A 26,169-nucleotide genomic window follows, 5' to 3' on the forward strand; every position below is an offset into this window, starting at 1 on the left:
TGTCGACGGGCCCCGGATCAAGGATTGGTAACGCGGGCGACCGGTCCGGCCGCACGAGGGGTTTGTCCGGTTCTGGCCCGCCAGTGGCGAGGATCCGCCAGCACGCCGGAGGCCGGGACCCGTATCAGGTCCCGGCCTCCGGTAGCGGCTTGACGGTACGTCAGACCGGCGTCAGACGGTGAACTTCACCGCGCGGGCGGCCCCCGTCTTGTCCAGCACCCCGCCGATGCCCTCCGCGACGTCCTGCGCGGTCAGCGGCACCAGCTGGCCGTTCTTCTTCACCTTCAGCTTGTCGAAGCCGGCCGCCGCCATCTGCGCGGTCAGCTTGTCGTAGTCCCACTTGAGACCGACCTTGCCGGAGGCGTCCGGCGCCAGCACCAGCACCTTGGCGGCGGTGACCTTGCCGAACTCGAACTTCTTGGCGCCGGCGGTCACCGTGACGTTCCCGGCCAGCACCTGCTTGCCGAGGCCCTCGGCGGCGGCCTTCAGGGCGTCCTCGCCGACCTTCGGCTGGGCGGCCGACAGCGGCAGCGCCACCACGGCCTCCTGCTGGCCGGCGGCCCGGGCCCGGTACGCCTGCTCGACCTGGTCCACCGCGGCGGAGGCGTCCACGGCCTGCCCGGCCCGGCCCGGCACGACCTCGGTCTGACCCGCCTCGGTGAAGCGGACGAAGCCCTCCTGCAGGCCCTGACCGGACTTGGCGGCCAGCTCCTCCAGCGCGGACTTCAGCTTCGCCCGGTCGACCCGGACCTCCGGCGCGACGGCCTTGCCGCCACCGGCCAGCGAGCCGATCACCTCGACCGGGTTGTAGCTGTGCTTGGTCAGCGCGTCCACCGTGGCGGTGGTGTCGAAGGTCAGACCGGCGCTGGCCGGATCCAGGTCCACCGGCGTCTCGCCGATCTTCAGCTTCACCGGCTGCTGCCCGGTCTTCGCCACCGAGCCGTCCAGCGCGCTCACCGCCTGGTCGCGGGTGTCGCCGCCGATGTCGGTGCCGAGCACGGTCGTGCCCTTGGGGATGTCCGCCTGGTTGAGCATCAGGCCGGTGCCGTACGCGGCGGCGCCGGCGAACAGCAGACCGCCCACCGCGTAGACCACCAGCTTGCCGCCCTTGCCCTTGGACTTCGCCGGGGCGGACGGGGTGCGGGCCGGCTCGGGGCTCGCCGGCTCGGTGGCCGGCTCCGCGGCGGGCTCGGCCGCGGCGCCCTGGGCGGGGGCCTGCGGGTTGACCGCACGGGGCGAGCCGGGGAACGGCTCGGCCGGCTCGTACGGGATGTCGGCGAAGCGGCCGCCGCCCGGGGTGGTGGCACCCGGCGCGGCAGCGCCCACCCGGCCCGCGCGGGGAGCGCCGGCGGTGGCGGGGGAGGCGCCGAACGGGTCGGCGACGGGAGCGCCCGCACGGCCCGGGCCGGCCGGGCGGCCGGTGGCGAACGGGTCGACCGGGGGCGCGGAGTTGAACGGGTCCGCCGCGGGGGCGGAGCTGAACAGCGGGGCCGAGGGCGCGCCGGGTATCCCGCCCGGGGCGTCGTCCCGGATCGGCTCGAACCCGCCGATCTGGGTGTCCTCCGGCTCCTCGCCCACCGGCGGCCGGGGCGCCGGACGGGCCGCGCCGTTCGGCTGCGCGCCCGGGCCCGCCGGACGGCCCGGACGCTGCCCCGGACCGGCCGGACGCTGACCCGGTCCCGCCGCGGCGGGACCGGCACCGAACGGCGCGGCCGCCGGAGCGGTGCCGAACGGGTCGGCGACGGGCGCGGCGGCGAACGGGTCGGCGGCCGGAGCGGTACCGAACGGGTCGGCCGCGGGAGCGCCGTCATGGAACGGCGAGGCCGGCGCGGCGGGAGCCGCCGAGCCGTCACGGAACGGGGAGGAGGCGGCGTACGGGTCGTTGCCCGCGGCGCCGGCCGGCTCCTGGCGCGCGGCGGGCCGGAACGGGGCCTCCGCGGTGTCCGCACCGCCCTGCGGGGCGAACGGCGAGGCGGGCGTACCGGTCGGCCGGGGCGCCTGCGCCCGCTGCGGCTCGGCGGCGGGCGCCTCGGAACCGCCCGCGGCCGGAGCGCCGGCCGGGGCGGACTCGGGGCGGCCCTTCTGCCGCGGCCGGAACCAGGCGCCGGTGGACTCGGACTCGCTGGGCGCGTCCGACCGTCCGGCGGCGGGACGCTCCTCCTGGCGGGTGGCGGCCGGGAGATCGGGCACGGGCGCGGCCTGCGCACCGGGCAGCGGGTGACCGCCGGTCCGCTCGGCGGCCTCGTCCTCGTTCTTGACGGCGCTGCGCACCACCACGGGCGGGATCGGCCGGGAACCCGGGATGTTGATCCGCACCCGGGTGGTCAGCGTGGTCTCGGTCTTCGGGACGTCGTCCTCACCGCCGGTGTCGGCGGGGCGGCCGGTCGGCCGGAACGGGTCGCCGGTGATGCCCGGAGTGCCGTACGGCGGGGTGCCCGACGGGTAGGCGTCGGGGGCGTCCCCCTGCTTCCGGCCGGCGGGCACGTCACGGCCGCCGGGCTGTGGGCGGTTGCCGCCACGGCGGGGCGGCGGGAACGCGCTGTCGGATTCGCGACTGCTCAATGCTGCTCTGCTCCGGATTCGCGGCCGGGCCGGACCGACCCTGGGACACCAGCTTGTTCACGTGTGACTCGGCGGCGCCGGCCGCCACACGACCCGGGCTGAAGGTACCTTCCCGCCCTGGCCCCGAGGTCACCGGGGGCCGACGCCCCCGGCCGGAACGGCCGGAGATGTCCCCGAACGGCACCACCTTACTGGGAACCGCTACCGGGCGAACCGGAACGGATACAACCGATACGTCCGGTTCCTCCGGTATGGGACTATGCGTGCCCGTCCCTGACAGGCCGTCGAGGCTCCACCGGACCGGCCCCGAAGCCGAACCCCGACCGGGTCGGCAGGGTGGCGCACACCACGCCGCCGACCGCGCCGAGGAACAGGTAGAGGTACGAGGTCACCCCCGCCGCCAGCACCAGGTCGCCCTCCGCCCGCGGCGCCAGCAGCACCATCAGGACGATGAACCAGCCCGCCATCGGCACACCCGCGCCCAGCTTGGTGCCGGTCACCCGCAGCCCGCCGTAGAACACCGCCATCGTGCCCACCATCGCGATCAGCAGTCCCAGCGGGGACCACAGGGTCTGCACAAAGGCTCCAAAGACCGACACCACGGCACCGAGCAGGAACAGCAGGACGTACGCCACGACCCGGGCCCCGCGCGAGGGCAGCGGCTCGGCCAGCCGCTCGGCCCGGGTGCCGAGCAGCGCGGGGAGCGGACGGAACGCCATCAGCCCTCCACCCCCGCGAACAGGTCGGTCTCCGGACGGTCCGGCCCGAGCCCGCCGCGGACCAGCTCGAAATACTCGGTCGCCAGCAGCGGCTGGCCGAGGTCGTTGCTCAGCGCGAAGAACTCCCCGTCCACGGTGATCTGCGTGACGTGCGCCCGCATCGCGGCCGCCTTGGCACCGGCGTACGCCGTGCCGTCCAGCACCGTGGTCACCGTCTCGTCGGGCACCACCCCGGGGACGTCCGACACCCGGGCCACCCCGGGGAAGGCCGCCTTCTCCGCGGCCTCCCGCAGACCCCGCTCGATCACCGAGCGCGGCATCCGGGCGTAGTACACCTTGGCGATCCGCCAGGCCGCACCCAGCTCCGGCCGGTACGCCGGATCGGCCGCCAGCTCGTACGCCCGCAGCGCCACCCGGTGCGCCTGGATGTGGTCGGGGTGGCCGTAGCCGCCCTGCTCGTCGTAGGTCACCAGCACCTGCGGCCGGACCTCGCGGACCACCGCCACCAGGTGGCCGGCCGCCTCGTCCACCCCGGCCCGCCAGAAGCAGCCGGGGGCGTCGTTCTCGGCCACACCCATCATCCCCGAGTCGCGGTACCGGCCCGGGCCGCCGAGGAAGCGGAAGTCCTCCACCCCGAGCTCGCGCATCGCGGCGGCCAGCTCGCCGATCCGGTGCTCGCCGAGGGTGTCGTCCCGATCGGCCGTCAGATGGGCCAGCTCGGCCGGGATCACCTCACCGCCCTCACCGAGGGTGCAGGTCACCAGGGTGACCCGGGCCCCCTCGGCGGCGTACCGCGCCATCGTGGCGCCGGTCACGATCGACTCGTCGTCGGGGTGGGCGTGCACCAGGAGCAGGCGGCGCGGCTGCTGGTCGGAGACGGGGCTCATGGCCAGCAGCCTAGCGAGTGGGCGCCTCCTACAGCCTCAGGCCGTTGATCATGCCGGCCACGTTGGCCGTCATCGCCTGGATCGACGGGGCCAGCGAACTGGAGGCGAGGTAGAAGCCGAGCAGCGCGCAGATGATCGCGTGGGCGAGCCTCAGACCGGACTTGCGGATCAGGACCACGACGATGACCAGCATCAGCACGGCTGCGGAGACGGACAAGGCCATTGGTGTTCACACCCTTTCCCGGGTGCACCGCCCAGGGTGGGCGGCGGATGGACAACAGATACCCGATCGGCGAGGCGCGCATTACCCTCCGTGAGGGCGTGTCGCGGGCCGGGCGGGCGCGAAGGACGGCGGATCGGCCGGTCAGGGGCGGTTTCCGGGCCGTCGGCGCAGGGTCACGCTCCGCTGCTCCGAACGAGTGATCAGGAACGGCCCAGGGCATAGGGTCTGGACCCATGACCCCCTCGACCTCCCCGACCAGCCCGGAGTCCCCGGCCGCCGACGCGGCCGCCGAGACCTTCCCCCGGCAGTACGCGCGGACCCTGCGCTACACCGTGGGCGCCCCCCGGTCGTTCGCCGTCGCACCCGACGGCTCCCGGGTGGCCTTCCTGCGCTCCCGGTCCGGCACCGACCGCGCCAACCTGCTCTGGACCCTCGACACCGCCACCGGCGAGGAGCGGATCGCCGCCGACCCGGCCGTCCTGCTCGGCGGCGGCGAGGAGGAGCTCTCGGCCGCCGAGCGGGCCCGCCGCGAGCGTAGCCGGGAGGGCTCGGCCGGCATCGTCGGCTTCGCCCTGGACGGCGCCGGCGCCCGCGCCGCCTTCGCGCTCTCCGGCCGGCTCTTCACCGCCGACCTGGTCGCCCACGCCGCCCGCGAACTGCCCGCCGAGGGGCCGGTGGTGGACCCCCGCCCGGCACCCGACGGCAGCCACGTCGCGTACGTCAACGCCGCCGGCGAACTGCGCGTCAGCCGGACCGACGGCAGCGGCGACCGGGCGCTGGCCACCCCCGAGCACGACGGCGTGACCTGGGGTCAGGCCGAGTTCATCGCCCAGGAGGAGATGGACCGCGACCGCGGGTACTGGTGGGCCCCGGACGGCACCGGGCTGATCGCCGCCCGCGCCGACGACACCCCCGTCCGCCGCTGGTGGATCGCCGACCCGGCCAACCCCCAGACCGCCCCCGCCGAGGTCGGCTACCCGGCCGCCGGCACCCCCAACGCCGAGGTCGGCCTCTGGCTGCTCGGCCTGGACGGCTCCCGCACCGAACTGCGCTGGGACACCGCGGCGTTCCCGTACCTGGCCCGGGTGCACTGGTCCGCCGGCGGCCCGCCGCTGCTGCTCGTCCAGGCCCGCGACCAGCGCTCCCAGCAGATCCTCACGGTGGACCCGGCCACCGGCGCCACCGCCCTGCTGCTGGAGGAGCGCGACCCGGTCTGGCACGACCTCTTCCCCGGAGTCCCCGCCTGGACCCCGGACGGGCAGCTGGTCCGGATCACCGACCAGGACGGCGTCCGCGCCCTGGTGATCGGCGACCGGGTGGTCACCGAACCCTCGCTGCACCTGCGGTCGGTGGTCGCGGTCACCGACCGGGAGGTGTTCTTCACCGCCTCCGGCGGCGCGGCCGAGAAGGACCCGCTGCCCGGCTGGATCGCGGTCGGCCGGATCACCCACGACGGGCAGCGGCTCGGCTGGGTCTCCGCCTCCGACCAGCCCTTCGACCACGTCACCTCGGCCGTCCACGCCGGCGGCGTCACCGTCCGCTCCACCACCGAGCCCGGCCGCCCAGGCGCCCTGGTCCACGTCGGCCGGGACGTCCCCGAGCACGGCACCGTGCGGCACATCGCCACCATCGCCTCGTACGCCGAGACCCCGCTGATCACCGCCCGCCCCGTGTTCCGGTTCGCGGGGGAGCGGCGGATCCCCTGCGCGGTGTTCCTGCCCACCGGGTACGACGCCGAGCGGGACGGGCCGCTGCCGGTGCTGATGGACCCGTACGGCGGGCCGCACGGACAGCGGGTCGTCCTCTCCCACAACCCGCACCTGACCTCGCAGTGGTTCGCCGACCAGGGCTTCGCCGTGATCGTCGCGGACGGCCGCGGCACCCCCGGACGCAGCCCCGCCTGGGAGAAGGCGATCGCCTTCGACTTCGCCGGCGCCACCCTGGACGACCAGGTCGACGCGCTGCGGGCGCTCGCCGAGGAGTTCCCGCTCGACCTCGGCCGGGTCGGCATCCGCGGCTGGTCCTACGGCGGCTACCTCGCCGCCCTCGCCGTGCTGCGCCGCCCGGACGTCTTCCACGCCGCCGTCTCCGGCGCACCGGTCACCGACTGGCGGCTGTACGACACCCACTACACCGAGCGGTACCTCGGCCACCCGGACGAGCGGCCGGAGGTGTACGACGCCAACTCGCTGATCGGGGACGCCGCCCGGCTGGAGCGGCCGCTGATGATCGTCCACGGGCTCGCCGACGACAACGTGGTGGCGGCGCACACCCTGCGGCTGTCCTCCGCGCTGCTGGCGGCGGGCCGGCCGCACACCGTGCTGCCGCTGTCGGGGGTCACCCACATGACGCCGCAGGAGCAGGTGGCGGAGAACCTGCTGCTGCTCCAGGTGGACTTCCTGAAGCGCTCGCTGGAGGGGTGACCGCCTGACGGGCGTGCCCGGGATCCCGCCGGCGCCCTCCCCATGACATCCGTCATACGGAAGGCACGATCCCGGGCACTGCCGGCCGGTCCCCCCGGCGCGGGACGCTCGGGGCATGAGGACAACGACAGCGGAACGCGCGGAGGTCGCCTCCTTCCGGGGGGTCGGCAAGGACTACGGCCGGGTGAAGGCCGTGGAGGGGCTCGACCTGGTGCTGCGGCCGGGGGAGACGGTGGCCCTGCTCGGCCCGAACGGCGCCGGCAAGTCGACCAGCCTCGACCTGCTGCTGGGCCTGCGCGAGCCGGACCGGGGCCGGGTCGAGCTCTTCGGCGGCAGCCCCCGGGCGGCGATCGAGGCCGGCCGGGTCGGCGCGATGCTGCAGAGCGGCGGTCTGATGACCGACGTGAAGGTCGCCGAGCTGGTGCGGTTCGCCTGCGACGTCCACCCGCGCGGCCGCCGCCCCGAGGAGGTGCTGGCCGAGGCGGGGATCGCCGACCTCGCCGGCCGCCGGGTCGACAAGCTCTCCGGCGGGCAGGAGCAGCGGGTCCGGTTCGCCCTGGCCATCGCCGGGGCGAACGACCTGATCGTCCTGGACGAGCCGACCACCGGCATGGACGTCTCCGTCCGGCAGCGGTTCTGGGCGGCGATGCGGTCCCAGGCCGAGGCCGGCCGGACCGTCCTGTTCGCCACCCACTACCTGGAGGAGGCGGACTCCATCGCCGACCGGGTGCTCGTGCTGCACCGCGGCCGGCTGATCGCCGACGGCACCTCCGCCGAGATCAAGGCCAAGGCCGGCGCCCGCCGGATCGCCTTCGAGCTGCACACCGCCGACGGACCCCTCGACGAGTCGGTGCTGCGCGCCCTGCCCGGCGCGGTGGGCGTGGACGTCTCCGGCCGTCCGGACGGCGTCCGCACCGTCCGGATCCGCTCCACGGACGCCGACGCCGACGTCGCCACCCTCTACCGGGCCGGCCTGTACCCGCGCGGCCTGGAGGTCACCGGCCTGGGCCTGGAGCAGGCGTTCCTGACCATCACCGGCGACCAGGACCGGCAGGACGACAACGACCGGCAGGACGACCGGGACGACCGGGACGACCGGGACGACCGGGACGACCGCCGCGACGACACCCGCGAGGAGAGCACGCGATGACCACCCTGATCCGGCTGGAGATCCTGCGCACCCTGCGCAACAAGCGGTACGTGCTGTTCACCGTGCTCTACCCCGCCCTGATGTACGTGTTCTTCATCAGCGCCTACGGCAGCCACAACGAGGTCGGCGGCGGCATCCCGGTGAAGACCTACTTCATGGTCTCGATGGCCACCTTCGGCGCGGTCGGCGCGGTGCTCACCGGCTCGGCCCAGCGGATCTCGCTGGAGCGCAGGAGCGGCTGGGTGCGGCAGCTGCGGCTGACCGCGCTGCCCGGCCGGGCGTACACCGTCGGCAAGATCGCCTCCTGCGCAGTGACCACCCTGCCGGCCATCGCGGTGGTGTTCACGGTGGGCGCCGTCGAGGGGGTCCGGCTGGGCGCGGCGCAGTGGATCGGCCTGGCGGCGGCGCTCTGGCTCGGCAGCTTCGTGTTCGCCGCGCTCGGGGTGGCCCTCGGGTACGCGGCCGCGCCGGACGCCGTCCAGCCGATCGTGATGATCACGTACATGGCGATGGCGCTGCTCGGCGGGACGTGGTTCCCGGTGGGCGACTCGCTGGAGCGCTTCGCCCGGTTCAACCCGGTGTACCTCTACAACCGGCTGGCCACCTTCGTGCAGCCCGGCCACGCGCTGGACCTGTCCGCGGTCGGCGGCCTGGCCGCCTTCCTGGTGCTCTTCACCGCGGCCGCCGCCTACCTGTACCGCAGGGACACCCAGGCGGCATGATGGCCCTCATGGCGAAGATCATTCCGGCCCGCGGCCGGGGCCCGTCCGGCGAGGAGGGCGGGGGTGGCCGCCGCTCGTTCGGGAACATCCCCGGCGCTCCCGTGGAGACCCGCCGGCAGCTGCTGGTGAAGCTCTGCTGGATGACGCTGTGGATGGTCTTCCTGATCTACCCGGTGGAGGACCTGGTCCGCGGCGGCCACGGCGCCGCCGCCGCCGTCGCCGGCTGGACGGCGCTGGTGGTCTTCCTGCTCAGCTACTGGAGCCTGGTCGCGCTGCGCTCGACCCGGCCGGCCGGCTGGTGGGGCAAGTACGTGCCGCCGGTGCTGATGTTCACGCTCGCGCTGGTCACCTCCTTCACCCTCGGACCGGCGTGGCTGACCCTGTTCACCTACACCTCGGTCTGCGTGGCCGTGGTGCTGCCGGCGGAACGCGGGGTGTACGGCGTACTGGCGCTCACCGCGGTGACCCTGGCCGTGGCGGTCGCCGTGCACGCGGACGCCGACACCATGCTGGCCGTGGTGGTGCCCTGTCTGCTCTCCGGCCTGGCGATGAACGGCCTGCAGCGGCTGGTCGCCACCATGCGCGAGCTGCGCGAGGCCCGGGCCACGGTCGCCCACCTCGCCGCCTCCGAGGAACGGCTGCGGCTCGCCCGCGACCTGCACGACCTGCTCGGCCACTCGCTCTCGCTGATCGCCATCAAGAGCGAGCTGACCGGGCGGCTGATGGACGCCGGCCGGCAGGACGCCGCCCGGGCCCAGGTCGCCGACATCGAGAAGGTCGCCCGGGAGTCGCTGGCCGACGTCCGCTCGGCGGTCAGCGGCTTCCGGCGGCCCACCCTGGGAGTCGAACTGGCCGGCGCCCGGACCGCCCTCGCCACCGCCCAGATCGAGCTGGAGGCCGACCCGGCGGTCGCCGACGGCCGGCCCGGACTCGGCGAGGAGGAGGCCGGGGCACTGGCCTGGGCACTGCGCGAGGGCGTCACCAACGTGGTCCGGCACGGCGCCGGGGCCACCGTCTGCTCGGTGACCGTGGACGAGACCTGGGAGGGCGAGGGCGACCGGTACGCCGTCCTGGAGGTGGTGGACAACGGCCGCGGACCCGGCAAGGCGGGCCCGGGCAACGGGCTCTCCGGCCTGGCCGAGCGGCTGGAACTGGTCGGCGGCCGGCTGGAGTCCGGCAGCGGGCCGCGCGGCCGGGGCTTCCGGCTGCGGGCGCTGGTCCCCCTCGCCCCGGTGGCCGCACCCGGCGGCACGACGGCAGTTGACGGATCGTGAGGCCGCACCGGGTGGCGTCCGCCACAGGAGCGGCCCCTAGGCTGGCCGCATGACGGAGGGAACACGGGCCGTGCGGGTGCTGCTGGCCGAGGACCAGGGAATGGTGCGGGAGGCGCTGGCCGCGCTGCTCGGACTGGAGGGCGACATCGAGGTCGTGGCACAGGTCTCGCGGGGCGACGAGGTCGCCGACGCGGTGGCGGCGCACGCGGTCGAGGTCGCGGTCCTGGACATCGAGATGCCCGGGATGACCGGCATCGAGGCCGCCGCCGAGGTCAGACGGCGCTCGCCCGGCACCAAGGTGGTCATCGCCACCACCTTCGGCCGGCCCGGCTACCTGCGGCGGGCCATGGAGGCCGGGGCGGACGCCTTCCTGGTCAAGGACGCGCCGGCGGCGGAGCTGGCCGAGGCGATCCGGCGGGTGCTGCGGGGGGAGCGGGTGATCGACCCGACGCTGGCCGCCGCCGCGCTCGCGGAGGGCGCCAACCCGCTGACCGCCCGGGAGCGCGACGTGCTGGCCGCGGCCGCGGACGGCGCGGTCAACGCGGACATCGCCCGGCGGCTCCACCTCTCCGAGGGGACCGTGCGCAACTACCTGTCGATGGCCATCCAGAAGACCGCCGCCCGCAACCGCGCCGAGGCGGTCCGCATCGCCCGCGAAAAGGGCTGGCTCTAGCCGCCCGGCCCCCGGGGCAACCGAGGAAACCGGTCAACCACTAGGGGCGCGCGGGGGTACCTCCCGGCCTCCGCCCCCCCGCGACGTGAACGTCAGTTCAGCCGGTGGCGGGCCGCGCGGGCTTCGCGGCGGACGCGGGCGGCGGCGTCCGGGTCGAAGGCGTCGAGGATCGTGGCGTAGCCGTCCATCTCGGTGGCCCCGGTGAGGAAGTCCCCCATCCGGACCAGGAGTTCGGCCCGTTCCAGGCGGAGCTGGGCCGGGTGCCGCGGCAGCAGCAGGGCCAGTTCGGTGGCCCAGAGCTGGGTGCGGGCGTGCTCCGGGCGGTCGGCGGCCCAGCTGCGGATGTTGCCGAGCACCCGCAGCACGATGTCCAGCGGCTGCGCCGGCGTCAGCATCTCCGGGCCGAACCGGTGCCCGCTCGCGTTCACCAGCGCCTCGACGTCCGGCAGGTCGAGCAGCCGCCCGCCGTGGAACGGGTCGGCCAGCACGTACTCGTTGCCCCCGGCGGGGCCGCCGACCGCGACGATGAAGTGCCCGGGCAGCGCCACCCCGTGGACGGTCAGCCCGGCCCGGGCGGCCACCGCGCTCCACACCAGCGAGAGCATGATCGGCAGCCCGCGCCGCCGCCGCAGCACGTCCGGCAGCAGCGAGCTCTCCAGCCGCTTGTAGTCGGCCGGGGTGCCGTGGAACCGTTCCCGGCCGCCGAGCACCGCCGCCATCAGGGCCGCGGTCTCCTCCGGTCCGGCCGGCCGCCGTTCCGCCACCGCCCGCCGGACGGCGGAGGCGTGCCGGTCCAGCGCGGCCTGGCAGGCGGCCAGCAGCGCCTGGAGGGTCGGCGGCTCCTCGGCCTCGGCGGACCTCCCGGCGGGCGCCGGGATGCCGATCTGCACGGCGCCGGACGCCGGGCCGAGCGTGTGCTCGGCCGCCGCGAGCAGGCAGAGCAGCACCGGATCGGGGTGCTCGGCCCGGGCCTCGGTACGGAAGCGGGATCTGCTCTGCTCGGTCACAGCAGCCTTCGTCGGTACGGGTCTCAGGTCGGAACGGGTCCGCTCCGGGGGCCGGGGCGGAATGCTGCGGGGTGGTGCAGGGTGATGCGGAGGTCGGAGACTACCGCCGCGGGAGGCGGGCGTACTGGTAAGTGTGACTGGTCGTGAAGCCCAGCCGGTCGTAGAGGGCGATCGCGCCCCCGTTGTCCGCCTCCACCTGCAGGTACGCCCCGGTCGCCCCCTCCTCGGCGGCGCGGGCGGCGAGGACCGCCATCACCGTGGTGGCGAGGCCGGTCCGGCGCGCGTGGGGCGCGACCTCGACGGCGCCGAACCCCGCCCAGACGCCGTCCACGGCCACCCGGCCGATGGCCAGCGGGGTGCCGTCGCCGGCCCGGGCGGTGGCGAACCAGACCGAGGGGCCGCCGTGCAGCACCCGTCGGGCCGCCTCCTCCGTCGCCGGGTCGCCGGAGACGCGGCGGTACAGCGCCGTCCACTCGGCTCCCGCGGTCCGGGCGAGGCGCACCCGTTCGGCCCCGCCGGCCGGCTCCCGGGCCGCCCGGGCGAGCGGGGCGAGCGCGGCGGTCCGCAGCAGGGTCGGGGCATACTCGGCGCCCAGCCGGTCGAGTTCGGCGTCCAGGCCTGCGGGGGAGTCGCCGGTCAGTTCCAGGTACCCGGGCAGGCCGCGGGCCCCGTACCAGTCGCGCACCGCCTCCAGGGCTGCGGGCAGTGGGAGGCCGGGATCGCCGGTGGCCGCGACGGAGTTGGCCCGCCGGGTGAACCCGGCGGAGGCCCGCAGCGTCCAGTCGCCGAGCCGTTCCTGCTCCACGGCCGGCCAGCCGCGGGCGGCCACCGCCATCAGCTCGCCGGGGCCGGCCTCCGGCCGGGGCACCCGCCGGGCCGGGAACAGCGGTACCGGCTTGCCCGCGACCAGGAGGTCCTCCGGGAAGGTGACCGCCTCGCCGTTGCGCGGGACCACGGTCAGGCCGTGATCGTCCCAGGATTCGAGCACGCCGATCACATCACGGAACACCGGACGTCCGTCCACGACCTCCGAAAGTCGGCGTACGGAGACCCGTCGTCCCACGTCAGAGCGGTCCAGACGGACCTCCGGGCGGTCCGTCGCGGGAGTTCCACCCGGCATCAAGGGCACCTCCTGTGCATTTGCGGTCCCAGACCCGCGATACTAGGGGCGGGCATCGACGACGCCGCGCTCACCCGCGCGCCAGACAAACAGTAGGGCGGCAGCCCTTCCGAGGAGGAACGACAGCGTGACCTACGTCATCGCGCAGCCTTGTGTCGACGTCAAGGACAAGGCGTGCATCGAAGAGTGCCCGGTCGACTGCATCTACGAGGGCGAGCGTTCCCTCTACATCCACCCGGATGAGTGCGTCGACTGTGGCGCCTGCGAGCCGGTCTGCCCGGTCGAGGCCATCTTCTACGAGGACGACACCCCGGAGGAGTGGAAGGACTACTACAAGGCGAACGTCGAGTTCTTCGACGACCTCGGCTCGCCCGGTGGTGCTTCCAAGCTCGGCCTCATCGAGCGGGACCACCCGTTCATCGCGGCCCTCCCGCCGCAGAACGCCGACCACTGATCGGCGGCAACTGAAGCTGTGAGCACCAACGACAGCACGCGAGCGCCGTTCCCGGGCCACCCGGGGGCGGCGCGCCGCGTTTCCGACCTCCTGCCGGTCTTCCCCTGGGACAAGCTGGAGCCGTACAAGAAGACCGCCCTCGCCCACCCGGGCGGGCTCTGCGACTTCTCGGTCGGCACCCCGGTGGACCCGGTCCCGGAGGTGATCCAGAAGGCCCTGGCGGCCCACACCGACACGCCCGGCTACCCGACCGTGTGGGGCCCGCTCGACCTGCGCGAGGCGATCGCCGGCTGGCTGCGCCGCCGGGTCGGCGCCGACATCGGCCCGGAGGCCGTCCTGCCGACGGTCGGCTCCAAGGAGCTGGTGGCCTGGCTGCCGGGCCAGCTCGGTCTCGGCCCCGGCGACCAGGTCGCCTACCCGCGGCTCGCCTACCCGACGTACGAGGTCGGGGCGCGGCTGTGCGGCGCCGAGCCGGTGGAGTACGGCTCGGTGGACGAGCTGGACCCGACCCGGGTCCGGCTGCTCTGGCTGAACTCCCCGTCCAACCCGACCGGCCGGGTGCTCTCCGCCGAGGAGCTGCGCCGGGCGGTGGCCTGGGCCCGGGAGCACCGGGTGCTGCTGGTCAGCGACGAGTGCTACCTGGAGCTGGGCTGGGAGGCCGACCCGGCGTCGGTGCTGCACCCCTCGGTGTGCGGCGGCGACCACGAGGGCCTGCTGGCCGTCCACTCGCTCTCCAAGCGCTCCAACCTGGCCGGGTACCGGGCCTCCTTCGTGGCCGGCGACCCGGTGGTGATCAGGGAGCTGCTGGAGGTCCGCAAGCACGGCGGCATGATCGTGCCGGCGCCCGTCCAGGCGGCCACCGTGGCGGCCCTGGCGGACGACGCGCACGTCGCCGAGCAGCGCGACCGGTACGCGCGGCGGCGGGCGTCGTTGCGGGCGGCGCTGGAGGCGTACGGCTTCCGGATCGAGCACTCCGAGGCCAGCCTGTACCTGTGGGCGACCCAGGACCGGCCGTGCTGGGAGACCGTGGCCGAGCTGGCCGCCCTGGGCATCCTGGTCGCCCCGGGCGACTTCTACGGTCCGGCCGGGGCGCAGTTCGTCCGGGTGGCGTTCACCGCCACCGACGAGCGGGTGGCCGCGGCCGTGGAGCGGCTGACCCGCTGATCCGGGCCGGTACGACGAACGGGAGGAGGGCCGGGGATATCCCCGGCCCTCCTCCGTGCGTCCGACCGGTGTCAGCCGAGCTTGGGCAGGCCGCCCAGGCCGCCCAGGGCGCCGCCGCCGAGGCCGCCGTTCAGCAGCCCGCCGGACAGCGGCAGGCTGTCCACCGGGTTGGAGCCCAGGCCCGGCGCGCCGCCGAGCCGGCCCTCCGCCTCCTGGTCGACCATGCCGCCGGTGGCACCGGAGACCGGGCCGGCCACCGGGGCCAGGGTGTCGGTGGGCAGGTTCTGGGTCAGGCCGCCGGTCGGAAGGCCCTTGCCCACCGTGCCGAGCGGGGCGGAGGCCGAGGCGGACCGGGTGGCCGGCAGGACCTTCTCGGTCATGGCCGGGCCGCCCAGCTCGCCGAGCGCCCGGTCGGCGCCGGGCAGCGGGTGCGCCACCGCGTCGCGGGCGTTGCTCGCGGCCGGACCGCCGGCCGAAAGGGCCGCGGCGCCGGTGGTGCCGACGACGTGGCCGACCTCCTGCGCCGCTCCCTGCACCGACGACCCCGGGGCGGGGGCATCGGCGAGCTTGGTCACCCCGGTGCCCAGGTCGGTCTGCGGCACCAGTTCGGTGGCGCCGGCGGACCCGGCCGCGACCAGCGGCGCCGTACCGGCTGCGACGACCAGCGCGGCCTGGGCGATCCGGCGCGTGAGGGGGAAGGACATGGTGCTCCTCAGGGATAGGGGACGGCGGTCCGCCGGGCGGACGACGTGTACTACCGCTAGGGGAGCGAGAAGGTTTCGGCGAGTCAAGGTAAAGAGTGCGCAAAGATCAGACGATCCTTTTTCGGACATCCCGGATATTCCGACCTCCGGGGGAGTGTCCGCAGAATCGTCACTTCCCTTGTCGGGCACGGCGCGCACGGAACCGTGTCGAACCCGTGAGGAGCGGCGGAAACCCGTCCGCCGGGGTAAACCCGGATGGACCCGAATCACCCGGTGGGTGGTAACCCGCTCACCCGTCCGTCAAGCGGCGGACCGTCACTTCTTGACCGGAGCCCCGATGCTGACCAGCACCCGGTCCACCGGCGCGCCCTCGCTCTGCGCCTTCCAGCCGTCGTTGGGCCGGTCCACCCGCCACACCTTGCCGTCGTACCCGACCGTGCCCAGGCCCAGCTCCTGCGCGTGCGCCACCGCCCACTGCGCCAGCGCCCAGCCGACCTGCCGGGTCGCGCCCGGCCCGGAGTCGGCGCTCGCCGTCGGCTGCGGCACCAGCGCCAGCACCGACCGCGGGTCCTTCGCCGCCTTCTCGACCGGCGACACCGCCACCACCTTGCCGAACTCCCGCTTCACCCGCTCCGACACGTCGGTCGGCTGCGGCGCGGCGGACGCCTGCGCGGCCGGCTGCTGCGCGGCCGTCGGGCTGGGCTCCGCGGTGGGCGCCGCCAGGTCGTGCACCACGCAGCTGAGCGCGGCCGGCTCCCGGCCGGTCAGCGCCGAGGACACCAGCGTCGCGTTGGTCTCGTGCTTGGCGTACGCCTGCGGGTAGCCGCTCTTCTGCACCTGCTGGGCGGCGTCGGTCAGCGGCATCCGGGCGTACCCGGGCACCTTCACCAGGCCGTCCAGGAACTTGTTGGTCGCGTAGACCGGGTCCTTGATCTGGTCGATGGTGCCCCAGCCCTGTGACGGGCGCTGCTGGAACAGGCCCACCGAGTCGCGGTCGCCGCCCTCCAGGTTGTGGATCTTCGACTCCTGCATCGCGGTGGCCAGCGCGATGGTCACCGCCCGCTCGGGCAGCCCGCGGGAGAGCGCCACCGCGGTGATGGTGGCCGCGTTGGAGGCCGCCGCCAGGTCCAGGGTGCCGCCGCCGGCCACGGTGGTGATCTTGCAGCCCTCCGGCGGCAGCGGGGACAGCTTGTCCCGGTTGAGGTACACGATCAGCGCGCCGACCGTGGCCAGCGCCAGCAGGCCCACCAGCAGCCGCCGGACCGGCCGCCCGCGTCGCACCGCCGCGGCGGTGCCGCCCTGCCCGCCGTCCGCCATCCCGGCCACCGCAGCTCCTCTCGTCCCAACCCGCCGCTCGCGACACCGTACCCACTCGGACGGCTGTACGTCCGTACCGGTTGCCGCGATCTGCGCCACGTCCCCGGCCGGTGCCGTTCGTACCCCCCGTCAGCCCTCCCGGGGGTCGCCGCCGGGCGGGGGCGCACGGGCCGACCTGCGGGTGCCCGGGGCCGCGGCTCGATAGGGTGGGCGACCATGAGCAGCCCGAACGCGCCCCTCGACCTGACCATCGACGGCGGAGCGCTGACCGCCCGACTCGTCGACTTCCCCTCCGTCAGCGGCGACGAGCAGCCGCTCGCCGACGCCGTCGAGGCCGCGCTGCGGGCCCACCCCCACCTCACCGTCGACCGGTTCGGCAACAACGTGGTCGCCCGCACCACCCTCGGCCGCGCCGAGCGGGTGCTGATCGCCGGCCACCTGGACACCGTGCCGATCGCCGACAACCTGCCCAGCTACGTCGAGGGCGACCTGCTCTACGGCTGCGGCACCTCCGACATGAAGTCCGGCGTCGCCGTGGCGCTGCGGCTCGCCGCCACCCTGCCCGAGCCCAACCGCGACCTCACCTTCGTCTTCTACGACTGCGAGGAGATCGAGGCCTCCCGCAACGGCCTGGGCCGGCTGGCCGCCGCCCACCCCGAGTGGCTGGCCGCCGACTTCGCCGTGCTGATGGAGCCCAGCGGCGCGACCGTCGAGGGCGGCTGCCAGGGCACCCTGCGCGCCGACGTCAAGCTCACCGGTACCCGGGCCCACTCCGCCCGCAGCTGGCTCGGCGACAACGCCATCCACAAGGCCGTCGAGGTGCTGCGCCGACTCTCCGAGTACCAGCCGCGCCGGGTGGAGATCGACGGCCTGGAGTACCGCGAGGGCCTCAACGCCACCCGGATCGACGGCGGGGTGGCCGGCAACGTCATCCCGGACGAGTGCGTGGTCCACGTGAACTTCCGGTTCGCCCCGGACCGCACGGTCGAGGAGGCGGCCGACCACGTCCGCGAGGTGTTCGCCGGCTTCGACGTGGACGTCACCGACAGCGCCGCGGGCGCCCTGCCGGGGCTGGCCCAGCCCGCCGCCCGGGACTTCCTGGCGGCCGTCGGCGGGAAGCCGCGGGCCAAGTTCGGCTGGACCGACGTCGCCCGGTTCAGCGCCCTCGGCGTCCCGGCCGTCAACTACGGGCCCGGCGATCCCAACCTGGCCCACAAGCGGGACGAGCACTGCTCCCTCACCGCCATCGCCGAGACCGAGGCCCGGCTGCGCGCCTGGCTCGGCTGACCGCCACCCCCGCGTTCGTCGTGCGTGCCCGGCATCCCCCGGGCACCCACGGGGCACCGGGGGTTCGCCCCGGGTTCCCCGGAAAGCCGGGGGCCCGGGCGTAGGGTTTCGTCATGACAGCCACTGGAGAAGACAAGCACTACGGGCACGGCCCCGAGGAAGTCGGCGCGCCCGAACGGAAGAAGCCCTGGCCCGAGAAGCAGAAGGGCCCCGTCCTCCTCCGCCGCGACCAGGTCGGCACCAGCACCACGGACCAGCGGCTGCTGGACACCACCGGCCCCACCGACTGGCTGCACACCGACCCCTGGCGGGTCTGGCGGATCACCTCGGAGTTCGTCGAGGGCTTCGGCGCGCTCGCCGAACTCCCCGCCGCCATCAGCGTCTTCGGCTCGGCCCGGACCTCGGTCGACTCACCCGAGTACGCCGCCGGCGTGGCCATCGGCCGGGCCCTCGCCGAGGCCGGGTACGCGGTGATCACCGGCGGCGGCCCGGGCGCGATGGAGGCCGCCAACCGCGGCGCCTCGGACGCCGGCGGTCTCTCGGTCGGGCTCGGCATCGAGCTGCCCTTCGAGCAGGGCCTCAACGAGTTCGTCGACCTCGGTCTGAACTTCCGGTACTTCTTCGTCCGCAAGACGATGTTCGTGAAGTACGCCCAGGGCTTCGTGGTGCTGCCGGGCGGGCTCGGCACCCTGGACGAGCTGTTCGAGGCGCTGACGCTGGTTCAGACGAAGAAGGTCACCCGGTTCCCGGTGATCCTCTTCGGCAGCGCGTACTGGGGCGGCCTGGTGGAGTGGCTGAGGACCACCCTGGTCGCCCAGGGCAAGGCGGCCCCCCACGACCTGGAGCTGTTCCACGTCACCGACGAGGTGGACGAGGTGCTGAAGATCCTGGAGGAGAGCCGCCGGCCCAACGGCTCCGAGATCTGAGCCCGCGGTGCGCGGGGGCCGGCCCCGGCCCGGTACGGCTGCCGCCGCCGGGGTCAGGCCAGTCCCCGGCGGGCCACCGCCGGGGGCCGGGTGCCACGGATCGAGGCCACCATGTCCAGCACCTGGCGGGTCTCGGCGACCTGGTGCACCCGGTAGATCCGGGCGCCCAGCCAGGCGGAGACCGCGGTGGTGGCCAGGGTGCCCAGCAGCCGCTCCTGGACCGGCTTGTCCAGCGTCTCGCCGACGAAGTCCTTGTTGGAGAGCGACACCAGCACCGGGAAACCGGTCGCGGTCATCTCCGGCAGCCGACGGGTGGCCTCCAGCGAGTGCCGGGTGTTCTTGCCGAAGTCGTGGCCCGGGTCGATGATCACCGCGTCCCGGCGGACGCCCAGCTCCACGGCCCGCTCGGCCAGCCCGACCGTCACCCGCAGGATGTCGGCCATCACGTCCTCGTATCCCACCCGGTGCGGCCGGGTACGCGGCTCGGCACCGCCGGCGTGGGTGCACACCAGCCCGGCGCCGTACCGGGCGGCGACCTCGGCCAGCCGCGGGTCCACCCCGCCCCAGGCGTCGTTGAGCAGGTCGGCGCCGACCTCGCAGACCGCCTCGCCGACCTCGTGCCGCCAGGTGTCCACGCTGATCACCGCCCCGGGGTGGCGCTTGCGCAGCTCGGCGACGAAGGGCACCGTCCGGCGCAGCTCCTCCTCGACGGTCACCTCCTCGCCCGGGCCGGCCTTCACCCCGCCGATGTCCAGGACGGCGGCGCCCTCGGCCACCGCCCGGTCCGCGGCGGCGAACGCGGCCTCGTCCGCGAAGGTGGCCCCGCGGTCGAAGAAGGAGTCCGGGGTGCGGTTGACGATGGCCATGATCACCAGCTCGTCGTCGCCGAACTCCCGTGGGCCAAGGCGTAGTGCCACCGGTGTCTCCTCCACAGCTCGCCCGGGTGCGATGATGGGCCCCGGCCTACTCGGGGACCATGATCCCACCAGTACCGGGGCCGACCGGGGACAGACGGAGGACAGCTCGTGTTCTGGGTGATCGTGGCGGCGATGGCCGTGGTGGTCGGCGGCGCCGCCCTGGTGGCGCTGGGTGGCGGCGGCTCGCTCCCGGAGGCGGAGCACGACCGCATCTGGGCCCGGCTGCCGCGGGAGCGCCCGCTCAGCCGCGACGACGTGGACGCGCTGCGGCTGCCGATGGCGCTGCGCGGCTACCGCATGGACGAGGTGGACGACGTCCTGGACCGGCTCGGTGCCGAGCTCGCCCACCGGGACTCCCGGATCGCCGAACTGGAGGCCGCCGCCGCCCTGCGCGGCGCGGTGGAGGCCGGGGCCGCGGGCGAGGCCGACGAGGAGCCGCTGCCCGGCCTGGAGGAGTTCGCCAAGGTCGTCGACCACGCCGCCGCACAGCCGGCGCACCCGGCCGGCGAGCAGACGCAGGACCGCACGGGGGAGCGGTGAGCGGGGCCGTCCGCGGCGCCGACGGGCTGCTCCGCTGCGGGTGGGGCGACTCGACCGAGGACTACCGGACGTACCACGACACCGAGTGGGGCCGCCCGGTCCACGGCGAGGACGCCCTGTTCGAGCGGATCTCCCTGGAGGCGTTCCAGTCCGGACTGTCCTGGATCACCATCCTGCGCCGCCGGGAGAACTTCCGGACGGCGTTCTCCGGGTTCGTGATCGCCGAGGTGGCCGCCTTCGGCCCCGCCGACGTGGAGCGGCTGCTCGCCGACGAGGGCATCATCCGCAACCGCGCCAAGATCGAGGCCACCCTGGCCAACGCCGGGGCCGCGCTGGCCCTGGACGGCGGCCTGGACGAGCTGGTCTGGCGGTACGCCGCCGACCCGGGCCGGCCGGCCCCCCGCACGCTGGACGAGGTGCCGGCCGTGACGCCCGAGTCGACGGCGCTGGCCAAGGAGCTCAAGAAGCGGGGCTTCCGCTTCGTCGGCCCGACCACGGCGTACGCCCTGATGCAGGCCTGCGGCCTGGTCAACGACCACCTGGCCGACTGCCACGCCCGCTGACCTCCGCGCGGGCTCCGGGCCGCTCCGGGAGGTGCCTCAGCGCCCCAGGTAGACCGGCTTCTCCTTGGCGATGAAGGCGCGGACCGCGATCCGGTGGTCCTCGCTGGTGCCCGCCAGGGTCTGCAGCTCGTCCTCCTTGTCCAGCAGCTCGCTCAGCGAGTGCGAGGCGCCGTACGCCAGCGACTCCTTGATCGCGCCGTAGGCGACCGTCGGGCCCTCGGCCAGCTCCTTGGCGAACTCGCGCGCGGCACCGGCCAGTTCGGCGGTCGGCACGACCCGGGTGGCCAGGCCCAGGGTGAGCGCCTCGGGGGCCTTCACGGTCCGCGGCAGCATCAGCAGCTCGGTGGCCCTGGCGTGGCCGACCAGCCGCGGCAGCGTCCAGGAGGCACCCGAGTCGGCGGTGAGCGCCACCCCGGCGAAGGAGGTGTTGAAGCCAGCGGTGTCGGCGACGATCCGGAAGTCGCAGGCGAAGGCCAGCGAGGCGCCCGCGCCCGCGGCCACCCCGTTGACCGCCGCGACGGTCGGCTTGCGCATCCCGGCCAGCGCCCGCACCAGCGGGTTGTAGTGCTCCGCGACGGTCCGCAGGGCGCCCTCGCCGGTCTCCTCCTGCCGCTTCAGCAGCCCCAGGTGCTCCTTGAGGTCCTGTCCGACGCAGAACGCCTTGTCGCCCGCGCCGGTGAGCAGCACGGCCCGGACGGCGTCGTCCGCGGCGACCGCGACCAGGGTGTCGCGCAGCGCCACCTTGGTGGGGACGTCCAGCGCGTTCATGGCGTCCGGGCGGTTGATGGTGATGACGGCGAGCGGGCCGTCGAGCTCGTAGGCGACGGGTTCGGTCATGGCGGGGGCTCCCGGGGGTGGTGGGACAGGTCGCTCGTCAGCATGCCGGAGCCGGGGGCCGGCTGGGGAGTGTGAGGTAGCGCACCCTCCCGGAGCGTGTCGTAGCCCGTCGTGATGCGGCTTCTGGCAGGTAATCGGCCGATTCGGGCGCGTCCGGACGGGCTTGCGCAGAGAGTGATGTTGGTCATCGGGCCGCCGCATGCGGGATAATGGCTTCCGATCAAAGCGTTCGATGCCGGTGGTGGACGGACTGCCGGTACGTAGCTGAGCGGTTGCAGGAAGGGGAACGAGCATGGCGGCCATGAAGCCGCGGACGGGTGACGGCCCGCTCGAGGTCACCAAAGAGGGGCGGGGCATCATCATGCGAGTTCCGCTTGAGGGCGGCGGACGCCTGGTGGTGGAGCTCACGCCCGATGAGGCAGACGCACTGGGCGAGGCGCTGAAGAAGGCCTGCGGCTGACCGCAGCAGGTGTTCCCCCATCTCCTGGAGATGCGCGAGGGCCCGGTTCCGCTGGACGGATCCGGGCCCTTCGCCGTTCCCGGGGCACCCGGGGGCAGGGTTCAGCGTTTGACCGCGCAGAGCAGGCCGTCGCTGACCGGCAGCAGGGCGGGCAGCAGCAGGTCGCTCTCCCGGACCTCCCGGACCAGCTCGCGCACCGCGTGGGTCTGCGGGTCGTTCTGCTCGGGCTCGGCCAGTCGGCCCTCCTGGAACACCCCTTCGAAGCAGACCGCCCCGCCGGGGCGCAGCAGCCGCAGCGCCTCCGCCAGGTAGGACTGCGACTCGGCCGGATCGCCGTCGCAGAACACCAGGTCGTACTGGCCGTCGGCGAGCCGGGGCAGCACGTCGAGCGCCCGGCCGGGGATGAACCTCGAACGGTTGGGCGCGAAGCCGGCCGCGTGGTACGCCTCGCGGGCGTACTGCTGGCGGACCGGTTCGGAGTCCACCGTGGTCAGCACGCCGTCAGGACGCATGCCGCGCAGCAGGTACACCCCGGAGACGCCGGTGCCGGTGCCGATCTCGGCGACCGCCTTGGCGTCCAGCGCGGCGGCCAGCAGGCGCAGGCAGGCGCCGCCGCTCGGGCCGATCGCGCGTATCCCGGTCCTGGCCGCCAGGGCCCGGGCGTAGGTCAGCACCGCGTCCTCGCCGACATAGGTGTCGGCGAGTTCAACGCGCTCGGGCCCGAACTCGGTGATGGCTGCCTCTCCCCGAAGCGCCGGATGCCGACCTGATGTCGACATTTCAGCCACAGACTACTGTCCGGGCGGGAACCGCGTTCGACGCCTGGCCGTTGTTCCAGAGCGGGACCGCCGATACGAGTGCGTACCACCCGGTCCTGGGGGCCGGGCGGCCGTGCAGACGGGCGTTCGATCGGTTTTATCCGGATCCGACGGGTGAGGTGGATATGGTGGTTGCCCTGCTGGGCAGAAGAGCCGACCGAGGAGGTGTGGCCGAGGGCGACGTCCCTGTGCGGCGGCACCCCCGCGGCACCGCGTCGGCCCGTACGCCGAAGCCCGTGATGAACCAGTCTGCGCACTCCCCCCTGGACACGCCGACCGCAGCCGACGGCTCGGCGGCCGAGCCCGCCGCCGTGCTGGCGAGCTTCACCGAGGGCACGGGCGCGGAGGGCTGGACCCCTCCCAGCTGGGAGGAGATCGTCGAGGCGCACAGCGCCCGGGTGTACCGGCTGGCCTACCGCCTGACGGGCAATCAGCACGACGCCGAGGACCTCACCCAGGAGGTCTTCGTCCGGGTGTTCCGCTCGCTGTCCACCTACACCCCCGGCACGTTCGAGGGCTGGCTGCACCGGATCACCACCAATCTCTTCCTCGACATGGTGAGGCGCCGTCAGCGGATCCGCTTCGACGCCCTGGCCGAGGACGCCGCCGAGCGGCTGCCGAGCCGTGAGCCCAGCCCGGCCCAGCACTTCAGCGACACCCACTTCGACGCCGACGTCCAGCAGGCGCTGGACACCCTCGCCCCCGAGTTCCGCGCGGCCGTGGTGCTGTGCGACATCGAGGGCCTCTCCTACGAGGAGATCGCCGCGACCCTGGGCGTGAAGCTCGGCACCGTGCGCAGCCGTATCCACCGCGGCCGCTCGCACCTGCGGGCCGCCCTCAAGCACCGCGCCCCGAACACCGCCCCCGGGCGGGCCCGGCGCGGCGGATCGGCCGAGCCGGTCGCGGTCGGAGCCGACGGCCCTTTCGCCGGTGAGTCCGACCGGAGGGGCTCATGACCGAGCGCAGCCCGGAGTCCCAGGGCCGCTCCCGATGGGCCCAGCTGTCCCGGCGCGCTGAGCAGCAGCGGGGCGAGCAGCAGGGCGAGTCCGCCGAGCTGCGGGCCCTCCCGGTGCGCCCGGCCGAGCCCGCGCCCGACGAGCACCTCGGCGACCGCCTGACCGCCTACCTGGACGGCGAACTCGGCCACGACTCGCGCGAGCGGGTCCAGGCCCACCTGGCGACCTGCGCCGACTGCCTGGCCGAGGCCGACGCCGGCCGCGCGGTCAAGCACCTGCTGACCGAGGCGGTCACCCCCGCCCCCTCCTCGATGCTGATGGCCCGTCTGCTGGCGGTCGCCGCCGCACCGGAGGACGAGCGCGGCGACGGCCCGGGCGGCGGCTCGGTCGCCGCCACCGGCACGCTCGGCGGCAGCCGGCTGACCGGCGGCTCGTTCGGGCGCGGCGCGGGCTCCACGTTCGGCGGCGGCGCGCTCGGGGCGGACTCCCCGATACCCGGCATCGACCCGCGGGCCCGGCAGACCCCGCCCCGGCCGTTCGCGAGCCGCCGCGGCGGCCCGCTGGAGGCCCCCCGTCCGCTGGCGGCGCTCGCCGGTACCGCGATGCTCCGGCCGGCTCCCGCGCGCGGCCGCCGACTGGTCTTCGCCGCGGCCGGCGCCTTCTCGGTGGCCGCGGTCACGCTGGGCGGCGTGGGGTTCACCACCGGCGCGGCCGGGTCGGTGGGGGAGAACCGGCACCGCTCGGTCACCCCGGCCGGGGTTCCCGGCGGCGACGCGATCGTCCCGGTCACCGCGCAGCTCCCGTACGACCAGTCGGACCGCTCGATGTCCAACAACCAGCCCCCCGCGGCCGTGCCGCAGCCGTTCCGGTTCCAGCAGGAGTCCGCGGCCGACGGGTACCCGCGCCACCTGCCCCGCTGACCCCCGCGCCGGCCGGCCTCGACGGCCGGCTGGCCCCGCGCTGCCCGGCCTCCGGTCGGCGCCGTCCGGAGGCCGGCCGGCGGGCCGCCGGGCGGGCGGACTTCACCCCCGCTTCACGGGGTGAGGGGGGCGCGAATCGGGCCGGGCCCATTACTCTGTACAGACCGTTGTCCGGCGCTGGGAGCTCAGGTGTTTTCAGACATAGGCCCACTTGAGGTCGTGACGCTGGTGATCCTGGCCATCGTGATCTTCGGCCCGGACAAGCTGCCGAAGCTGATCCAGGACACCACGGGCTTCATCCGGAAGATCCGGTCCTTCGCGGACAGCGCCAAGCAGGACATCCGCGAGGAGCTCGGCCCGGAGTTCAAGGACTTCGAGTTCCAGGACCTCCACCCGAAGACCTTCGTCCGCAAGCAGTTGCTCGGCGACAACGAGGACCCGCTGGGCTTCAAGGACCTCAAGGACGGCCTGGACTTCACGTCCGCGCTGAACGACGAGCCGTCCCGGCCGGCCCCGGCCGCCACCCCGGCCGTCGGCCTCGCGAAGACCGGCGGCTCCGGCGCGCCGCTCGCCACCGGGGAGCGCCCGCCGTTCGATCCGGACGCCACCTGACGCCCGTACGCCCTCGCCGTGCCCCTGGCGCCCCGCTCTCCGAGTGGGGCGCCTTCGCGTTCCGGCCGCCTAGGGTGCAGGGATGCCGTCGGCGCCGTGGTGGGGCGCCGGGGGCGCGGGCGTGCCCTCCGTCACGTTCGGCCGTGTTCGGCCCCGAGATGCCGGTCCCGGGCCATCCGGTACGACACCATGGAGCGCTGTGGCGAAAGCCGATCGGTTCGTCGGGTTGGAGGAGGTCCGGGATGGACGCGACGAGTAGTGCGGTGGGGGCGGGCGCGGGGACGGCCACCACGCCCGTGGTGGGCGCGCAGGCCAAGCCCGTCGACCCGCTGGCACCGTACCTGGCCGCGGACTTCCCGTGGTACGGCCTCGACGAGGGCTGGACGGGCCGCCGCTGGCTCGGCCAGGTCGGCGCCGGCCACAGCCGGATCGGCGAGCCCGCCGCCGTCGACTACGGCTCGCTCGGCCACGGCGACGAGCCCGCCAAGCAGGCCGAGGTGCGGGACGTCCGCCGGTTCGCCGTGGTGGTGACCGTCGCACGGCGGCCCGGGCGCCGCAGCGCCGACAACACCGGGACGCTGGAGGCCACCTCCGCATCCTCGGCGGCCTGGCTGGCCGGCTCCGGCCTGCTCGCCGCCACCTGGCCGGGCCAGCTGGACCGGACCCTGCGGCAGGACTGGCTGGACCAGCAGACCGCCCTCGCCTGGGACCTCGCCGACGACCTCGAAGGGCCGGCCTGGTCCTCGCTCACCCTCCCGGTCAACGGCGTCCCGCAGCCCTTCCGCTACCGCGAGTCGGAGTACGGCTGGGTGCTCGCCGGCGAGGCCCCGGGCGTCCTGCTCGGTGCCTACGGCCGCGGCGTGAGCGCGTACGGCGTCGGCTTCACCGCCGTCCCCGACCTCGCGGGCTACAACGGCCGCTGACTCACCGGTGG

General features: G+C 74.8%; 27 protein-coding genes. 16 read left to right on the plus strand and 11 right to left on the minus strand.

The window, feature by feature from the left end; translation table 11 throughout:
- Positions 1-171: 171 nt before the first annotated feature.
- From ABWK59_RS21140 to ABWK59_RS21155, 4 genes are all read right to left on the minus strand, one after another.
- Entirely contained in the window at positions 172-2,562 is a 2,391-nt protein-coding gene (locus ABWK59_RS21140; protein ID WP_354642180.1) for a peptidoglycan binding domain-containing protein, read from the minus strand.
- A 257-nt stretch (positions 2,563-2,819) separates the two neighbouring features.
- On the minus strand, positions 2,820-3,281 hold the full coding sequence (locus tag ABWK59_RS21145; RefSeq protein ID WP_354642181.1) for a DUF6113 family protein: 462 nt from the start codon (positions 3,279-3,281) through the stop codon (positions 2,820-2,822).
- On the minus strand, positions 3,281-4,168 hold the full coding sequence (gene mshB / locus ABWK59_RS21150; protein ID WP_354642182.1) for an N-acetyl-1-D-myo-inositol-2-amino-2-deoxy-alpha-D-glucopyranoside deacetylase: 888 nt from the start codon (positions 4,166-4,168) through the stop codon (positions 3,281-3,283). Before mshB ends, ABWK59_RS21145 begins: the two co-directional genes overlap by 1 nt.
- 28 nt (positions 4,169-4,196) lie before the next feature.
- Positions 4,197-4,391: a DUF2304 domain-containing protein gene (locus tag ABWK59_RS21155; protein ID WP_354642183.1), complete on the minus strand. Its 195-nt coding sequence runs from the start codon at positions 4,389-4,391 to the stop codon at positions 4,197-4,199.
- 233 nt (positions 4,392-4,624) lie between these two features.
- Between ABWK59_RS21155 and ABWK59_RS21160 the strand changes: the two genes are divergently transcribed.
- From ABWK59_RS21160 to ABWK59_RS21180, 5 genes are all read left to right on the plus strand, one after another.
- Positions 4,625-6,814: a S9 family peptidase gene (locus tag ABWK59_RS21160; RefSeq protein WP_354642184.1), complete on the plus strand. Its 2,190-nt coding sequence runs from the start codon at positions 4,625-4,627 to the stop codon at positions 6,812-6,814.
- Positions 6,815-6,929: 115 nt separating this feature from the next.
- A complete protein-coding gene (locus ABWK59_RS21165) occupies positions 6,930-7,964 on the plus strand; it encodes an ABC transporter ATP-binding protein (protein WP_354642185.1) in 1,035 nt (344 codons plus the stop codon).
- Positions 7,961-8,686, plus strand: a complete 726-nt coding sequence (locus tag ABWK59_RS21170) for an ABC transporter permease (protein ID WP_354642186.1) — start codon at positions 7,961-7,963, stop codon at positions 8,684-8,686. The genes ABWK59_RS21165 and ABWK59_RS21170 overlap by 4 nt, the downstream gene beginning before the upstream one ends.
- Positions 8,687-8,694: 8 nt before the next feature.
- A complete protein-coding gene (locus ABWK59_RS21175) occupies positions 8,695-9,960 on the plus strand; it encodes a sensor histidine kinase (protein WP_354642187.1) in 1,266 nt (421 codons plus the stop codon).
- A 49-nt stretch (positions 9,961-10,009) separates the two neighbouring features.
- Entirely contained in the window at positions 10,010-10,633 is a 624-nt protein-coding gene (locus ABWK59_RS21180) for a response regulator transcription factor (RefSeq protein ID WP_354642188.1), read from the plus strand.
- A gap of 92 nt (positions 10,634-10,725) precedes the next feature.
- On the opposite strand, the gene ABWK59_RS21185 is transcribed toward ABWK59_RS21180, so the two are convergent.
- Both ABWK59_RS21185 and ABWK59_RS21190 read right to left on the minus strand, forming a co-directional pair.
- Positions 10,726-11,640, minus strand: coding sequence for a transglutaminase-like domain-containing protein (locus ABWK59_RS21185; RefSeq protein WP_354642189.1), 915 nt, complete (start codon positions 11,638-11,640; stop codon positions 10,726-10,728).
- A 100-nt stretch (positions 11,641-11,740) separates the two neighbouring features.
- Positions 11,741-12,760, minus strand: a complete 1,020-nt coding sequence (locus ABWK59_RS21190) for a GNAT family N-acetyltransferase (RefSeq protein WP_420492817.1) — start codon at positions 12,758-12,760, stop codon at positions 11,741-11,743.
- 127 nt (positions 12,761-12,887) lie between these two features.
- Between ABWK59_RS21190 and fdxA the strand changes: the two genes are divergently transcribed.
- Positions 12,888-13,214, plus strand: coding sequence for a ferredoxin (gene fdxA, locus ABWK59_RS21195; RefSeq protein ID WP_030061559.1), 327 nt, complete (start codon positions 12,888-12,890; stop codon positions 13,212-13,214).
- Between the two features lie 18 nt (positions 13,215-13,232).
- Complete coding sequence (gene dapC, locus ABWK59_RS21200) at positions 13,233-14,378, plus strand: succinyldiaminopimelate transaminase (protein ID WP_354642191.1); 1,146 nt, start codon at positions 13,233-13,235, stop codon at positions 14,376-14,378.
- A 71-nt stretch (positions 14,379-14,449) separates the two neighbouring features.
- On the opposite strand, the gene ABWK59_RS21205 is transcribed toward dapC, so the two are convergent.
- Both ABWK59_RS21205 and ABWK59_RS21210 read right to left on the minus strand, forming a co-directional pair.
- The gene (locus ABWK59_RS21205; RefSeq protein WP_354642192.1) at positions 14,450-15,082 is read right to left on the minus strand and encodes a hypothetical protein; all 633 of its coding nucleotides are present in this window, start codon (positions 15,080-15,082) and stop codon (positions 14,450-14,452) included.
- A gap of 315 nt (positions 15,083-15,397) precedes the next feature.
- Positions 15,398-16,399, minus strand: coding sequence for a hypothetical protein (locus ABWK59_RS21210; protein WP_354645038.1), 1,002 nt, complete (start codon positions 16,397-16,399; stop codon positions 15,398-15,400).
- 216 nt (positions 16,400-16,615) lie between these two features.
- Here ABWK59_RS21210 and dapE point away from each other — a divergent pair, with 216 nt between their 5' ends.
- Together dapE and ABWK59_RS21220 are read left to right on the plus strand one after the other, a co-directional pair.
- The gene (gene dapE, locus ABWK59_RS21215) at positions 16,616-17,686 is read left to right on the plus strand and encodes a succinyl-diaminopimelate desuccinylase (protein ID WP_354642193.1); all 1,071 of its coding nucleotides are present in this window, start codon (positions 16,616-16,618) and stop codon (positions 17,684-17,686) included.
- Positions 17,687-17,799: 113 nt separating this feature from the next.
- A complete protein-coding gene (locus ABWK59_RS21220) occupies positions 17,800-18,612 on the plus strand; it encodes a TIGR00730 family Rossman fold protein (protein ID WP_354642194.1) in 813 nt (270 codons plus the stop codon).
- 53 nt (positions 18,613-18,665) lie between these two features.
- Here ABWK59_RS21220 and folP read toward each other — a convergent pair whose 3' ends face one another.
- The gene (folP, locus tag ABWK59_RS21225) at positions 18,666-19,478 is read right to left on the minus strand and encodes a dihydropteroate synthase (protein WP_354645039.1); all 813 of its coding nucleotides are present in this window, start codon (positions 19,476-19,478) and stop codon (positions 18,666-18,668) included.
- A 159-nt stretch (positions 19,479-19,637) separates the two neighbouring features.
- Between folP and ABWK59_RS21230 the strand changes: the two genes are divergently transcribed.
- Both ABWK59_RS21230 and ABWK59_RS21235 read left to right on the plus strand, forming a co-directional pair.
- Positions 19,638-20,069, plus strand: coding sequence for a DivIVA domain-containing protein (locus ABWK59_RS21230; RefSeq protein ID WP_354642195.1), 432 nt, complete (start codon positions 19,638-19,640; stop codon positions 20,067-20,069).
- A complete protein-coding gene (locus ABWK59_RS21235) occupies positions 20,066-20,632 on the plus strand; it encodes a DNA-3-methyladenine glycosylase I (protein WP_354642196.1) in 567 nt (188 codons plus the stop codon). The genes ABWK59_RS21230 and ABWK59_RS21235 overlap by 4 nt, the downstream gene beginning before the upstream one ends.
- Before the next feature lie 36 nt (positions 20,633-20,668).
- Here the strand turns inward: ABWK59_RS21235 and ABWK59_RS21240 are convergent, their stop codons facing one another.
- Positions 20,669-21,469, minus strand: a complete 801-nt coding sequence (locus ABWK59_RS21240; RefSeq protein WP_354642197.1) for an enoyl-CoA hydratase/isomerase family protein — start codon at positions 21,467-21,469, stop codon at positions 20,669-20,671.
- Positions 21,470-21,761: 292 nt separating this feature from the next.
- Here ABWK59_RS21240 and ABWK59_RS21245 point away from each other — a divergent pair, with 292 nt between their 5' ends.
- On the plus strand, positions 21,762-21,929 hold the full coding sequence (locus ABWK59_RS21245) for a DUF3117 domain-containing protein (RefSeq protein WP_014137929.1): 168 nt from the start codon (positions 21,762-21,764) through the stop codon (positions 21,927-21,929).
- Positions 21,930-22,030: 101 nt separating this feature from the next.
- Here the strand turns inward: ABWK59_RS21245 and ABWK59_RS21250 are convergent, their stop codons facing one another.
- A complete protein-coding gene (locus tag ABWK59_RS21250) occupies positions 22,031-22,708 on the minus strand; it encodes an O-methyltransferase (protein ID WP_354642198.1) in 678 nt (225 codons plus the stop codon).
- Between the two features lie 278 nt (positions 22,709-22,986).
- Between ABWK59_RS21250 and sigE the strand changes: the two genes are divergently transcribed.
- The 4 genes from sigE (at position 22,987) to ABWK59_RS21270 (ending at position 26,158) form a co-directional block, all read left to right on the plus strand.
- Positions 22,987-23,703, plus strand: a complete 717-nt coding sequence (gene sigE / locus ABWK59_RS21255; RefSeq protein WP_420492936.1) for an RNA polymerase sigma factor SigE — start codon at positions 22,987-22,989, stop codon at positions 23,701-23,703.
- Positions 23,700-24,623: an anti-sigma factor family protein gene (locus ABWK59_RS21260; RefSeq protein WP_354642199.1), complete on the plus strand. Its 924-nt coding sequence runs from the start codon at positions 23,700-23,702 to the stop codon at positions 24,621-24,623. Before sigE ends, ABWK59_RS21260 begins: the two co-directional genes overlap by 4 nt.
- A 189-nt stretch (positions 24,624-24,812) precedes the next feature.
- Positions 24,813-25,235, plus strand: coding sequence for a sec-independent translocase (locus tag ABWK59_RS21265; RefSeq protein ID WP_354642200.1), 423 nt, complete (start codon positions 24,813-24,815; stop codon positions 25,233-25,235).
- A 242-nt stretch (positions 25,236-25,477) separates the two neighbouring features.
- A complete protein-coding gene (locus tag ABWK59_RS21270; RefSeq protein ID WP_354642201.1) occupies positions 25,478-26,158 on the plus strand; it encodes a hypothetical protein in 681 nt (226 codons plus the stop codon).
- The last annotated feature ends 11 nt before the right edge of the window (positions 26,159-26,169 follow it).

This window comes from Kitasatospora sp. HUAS MG31, assembly GCF_040571325.1.
GTDB classification, from domain to species: domain Bacteria; phylum Actinomycetota; class Actinomycetes; order Streptomycetales; family Streptomycetaceae; genus Kitasatospora; species Kitasatospora camelliae.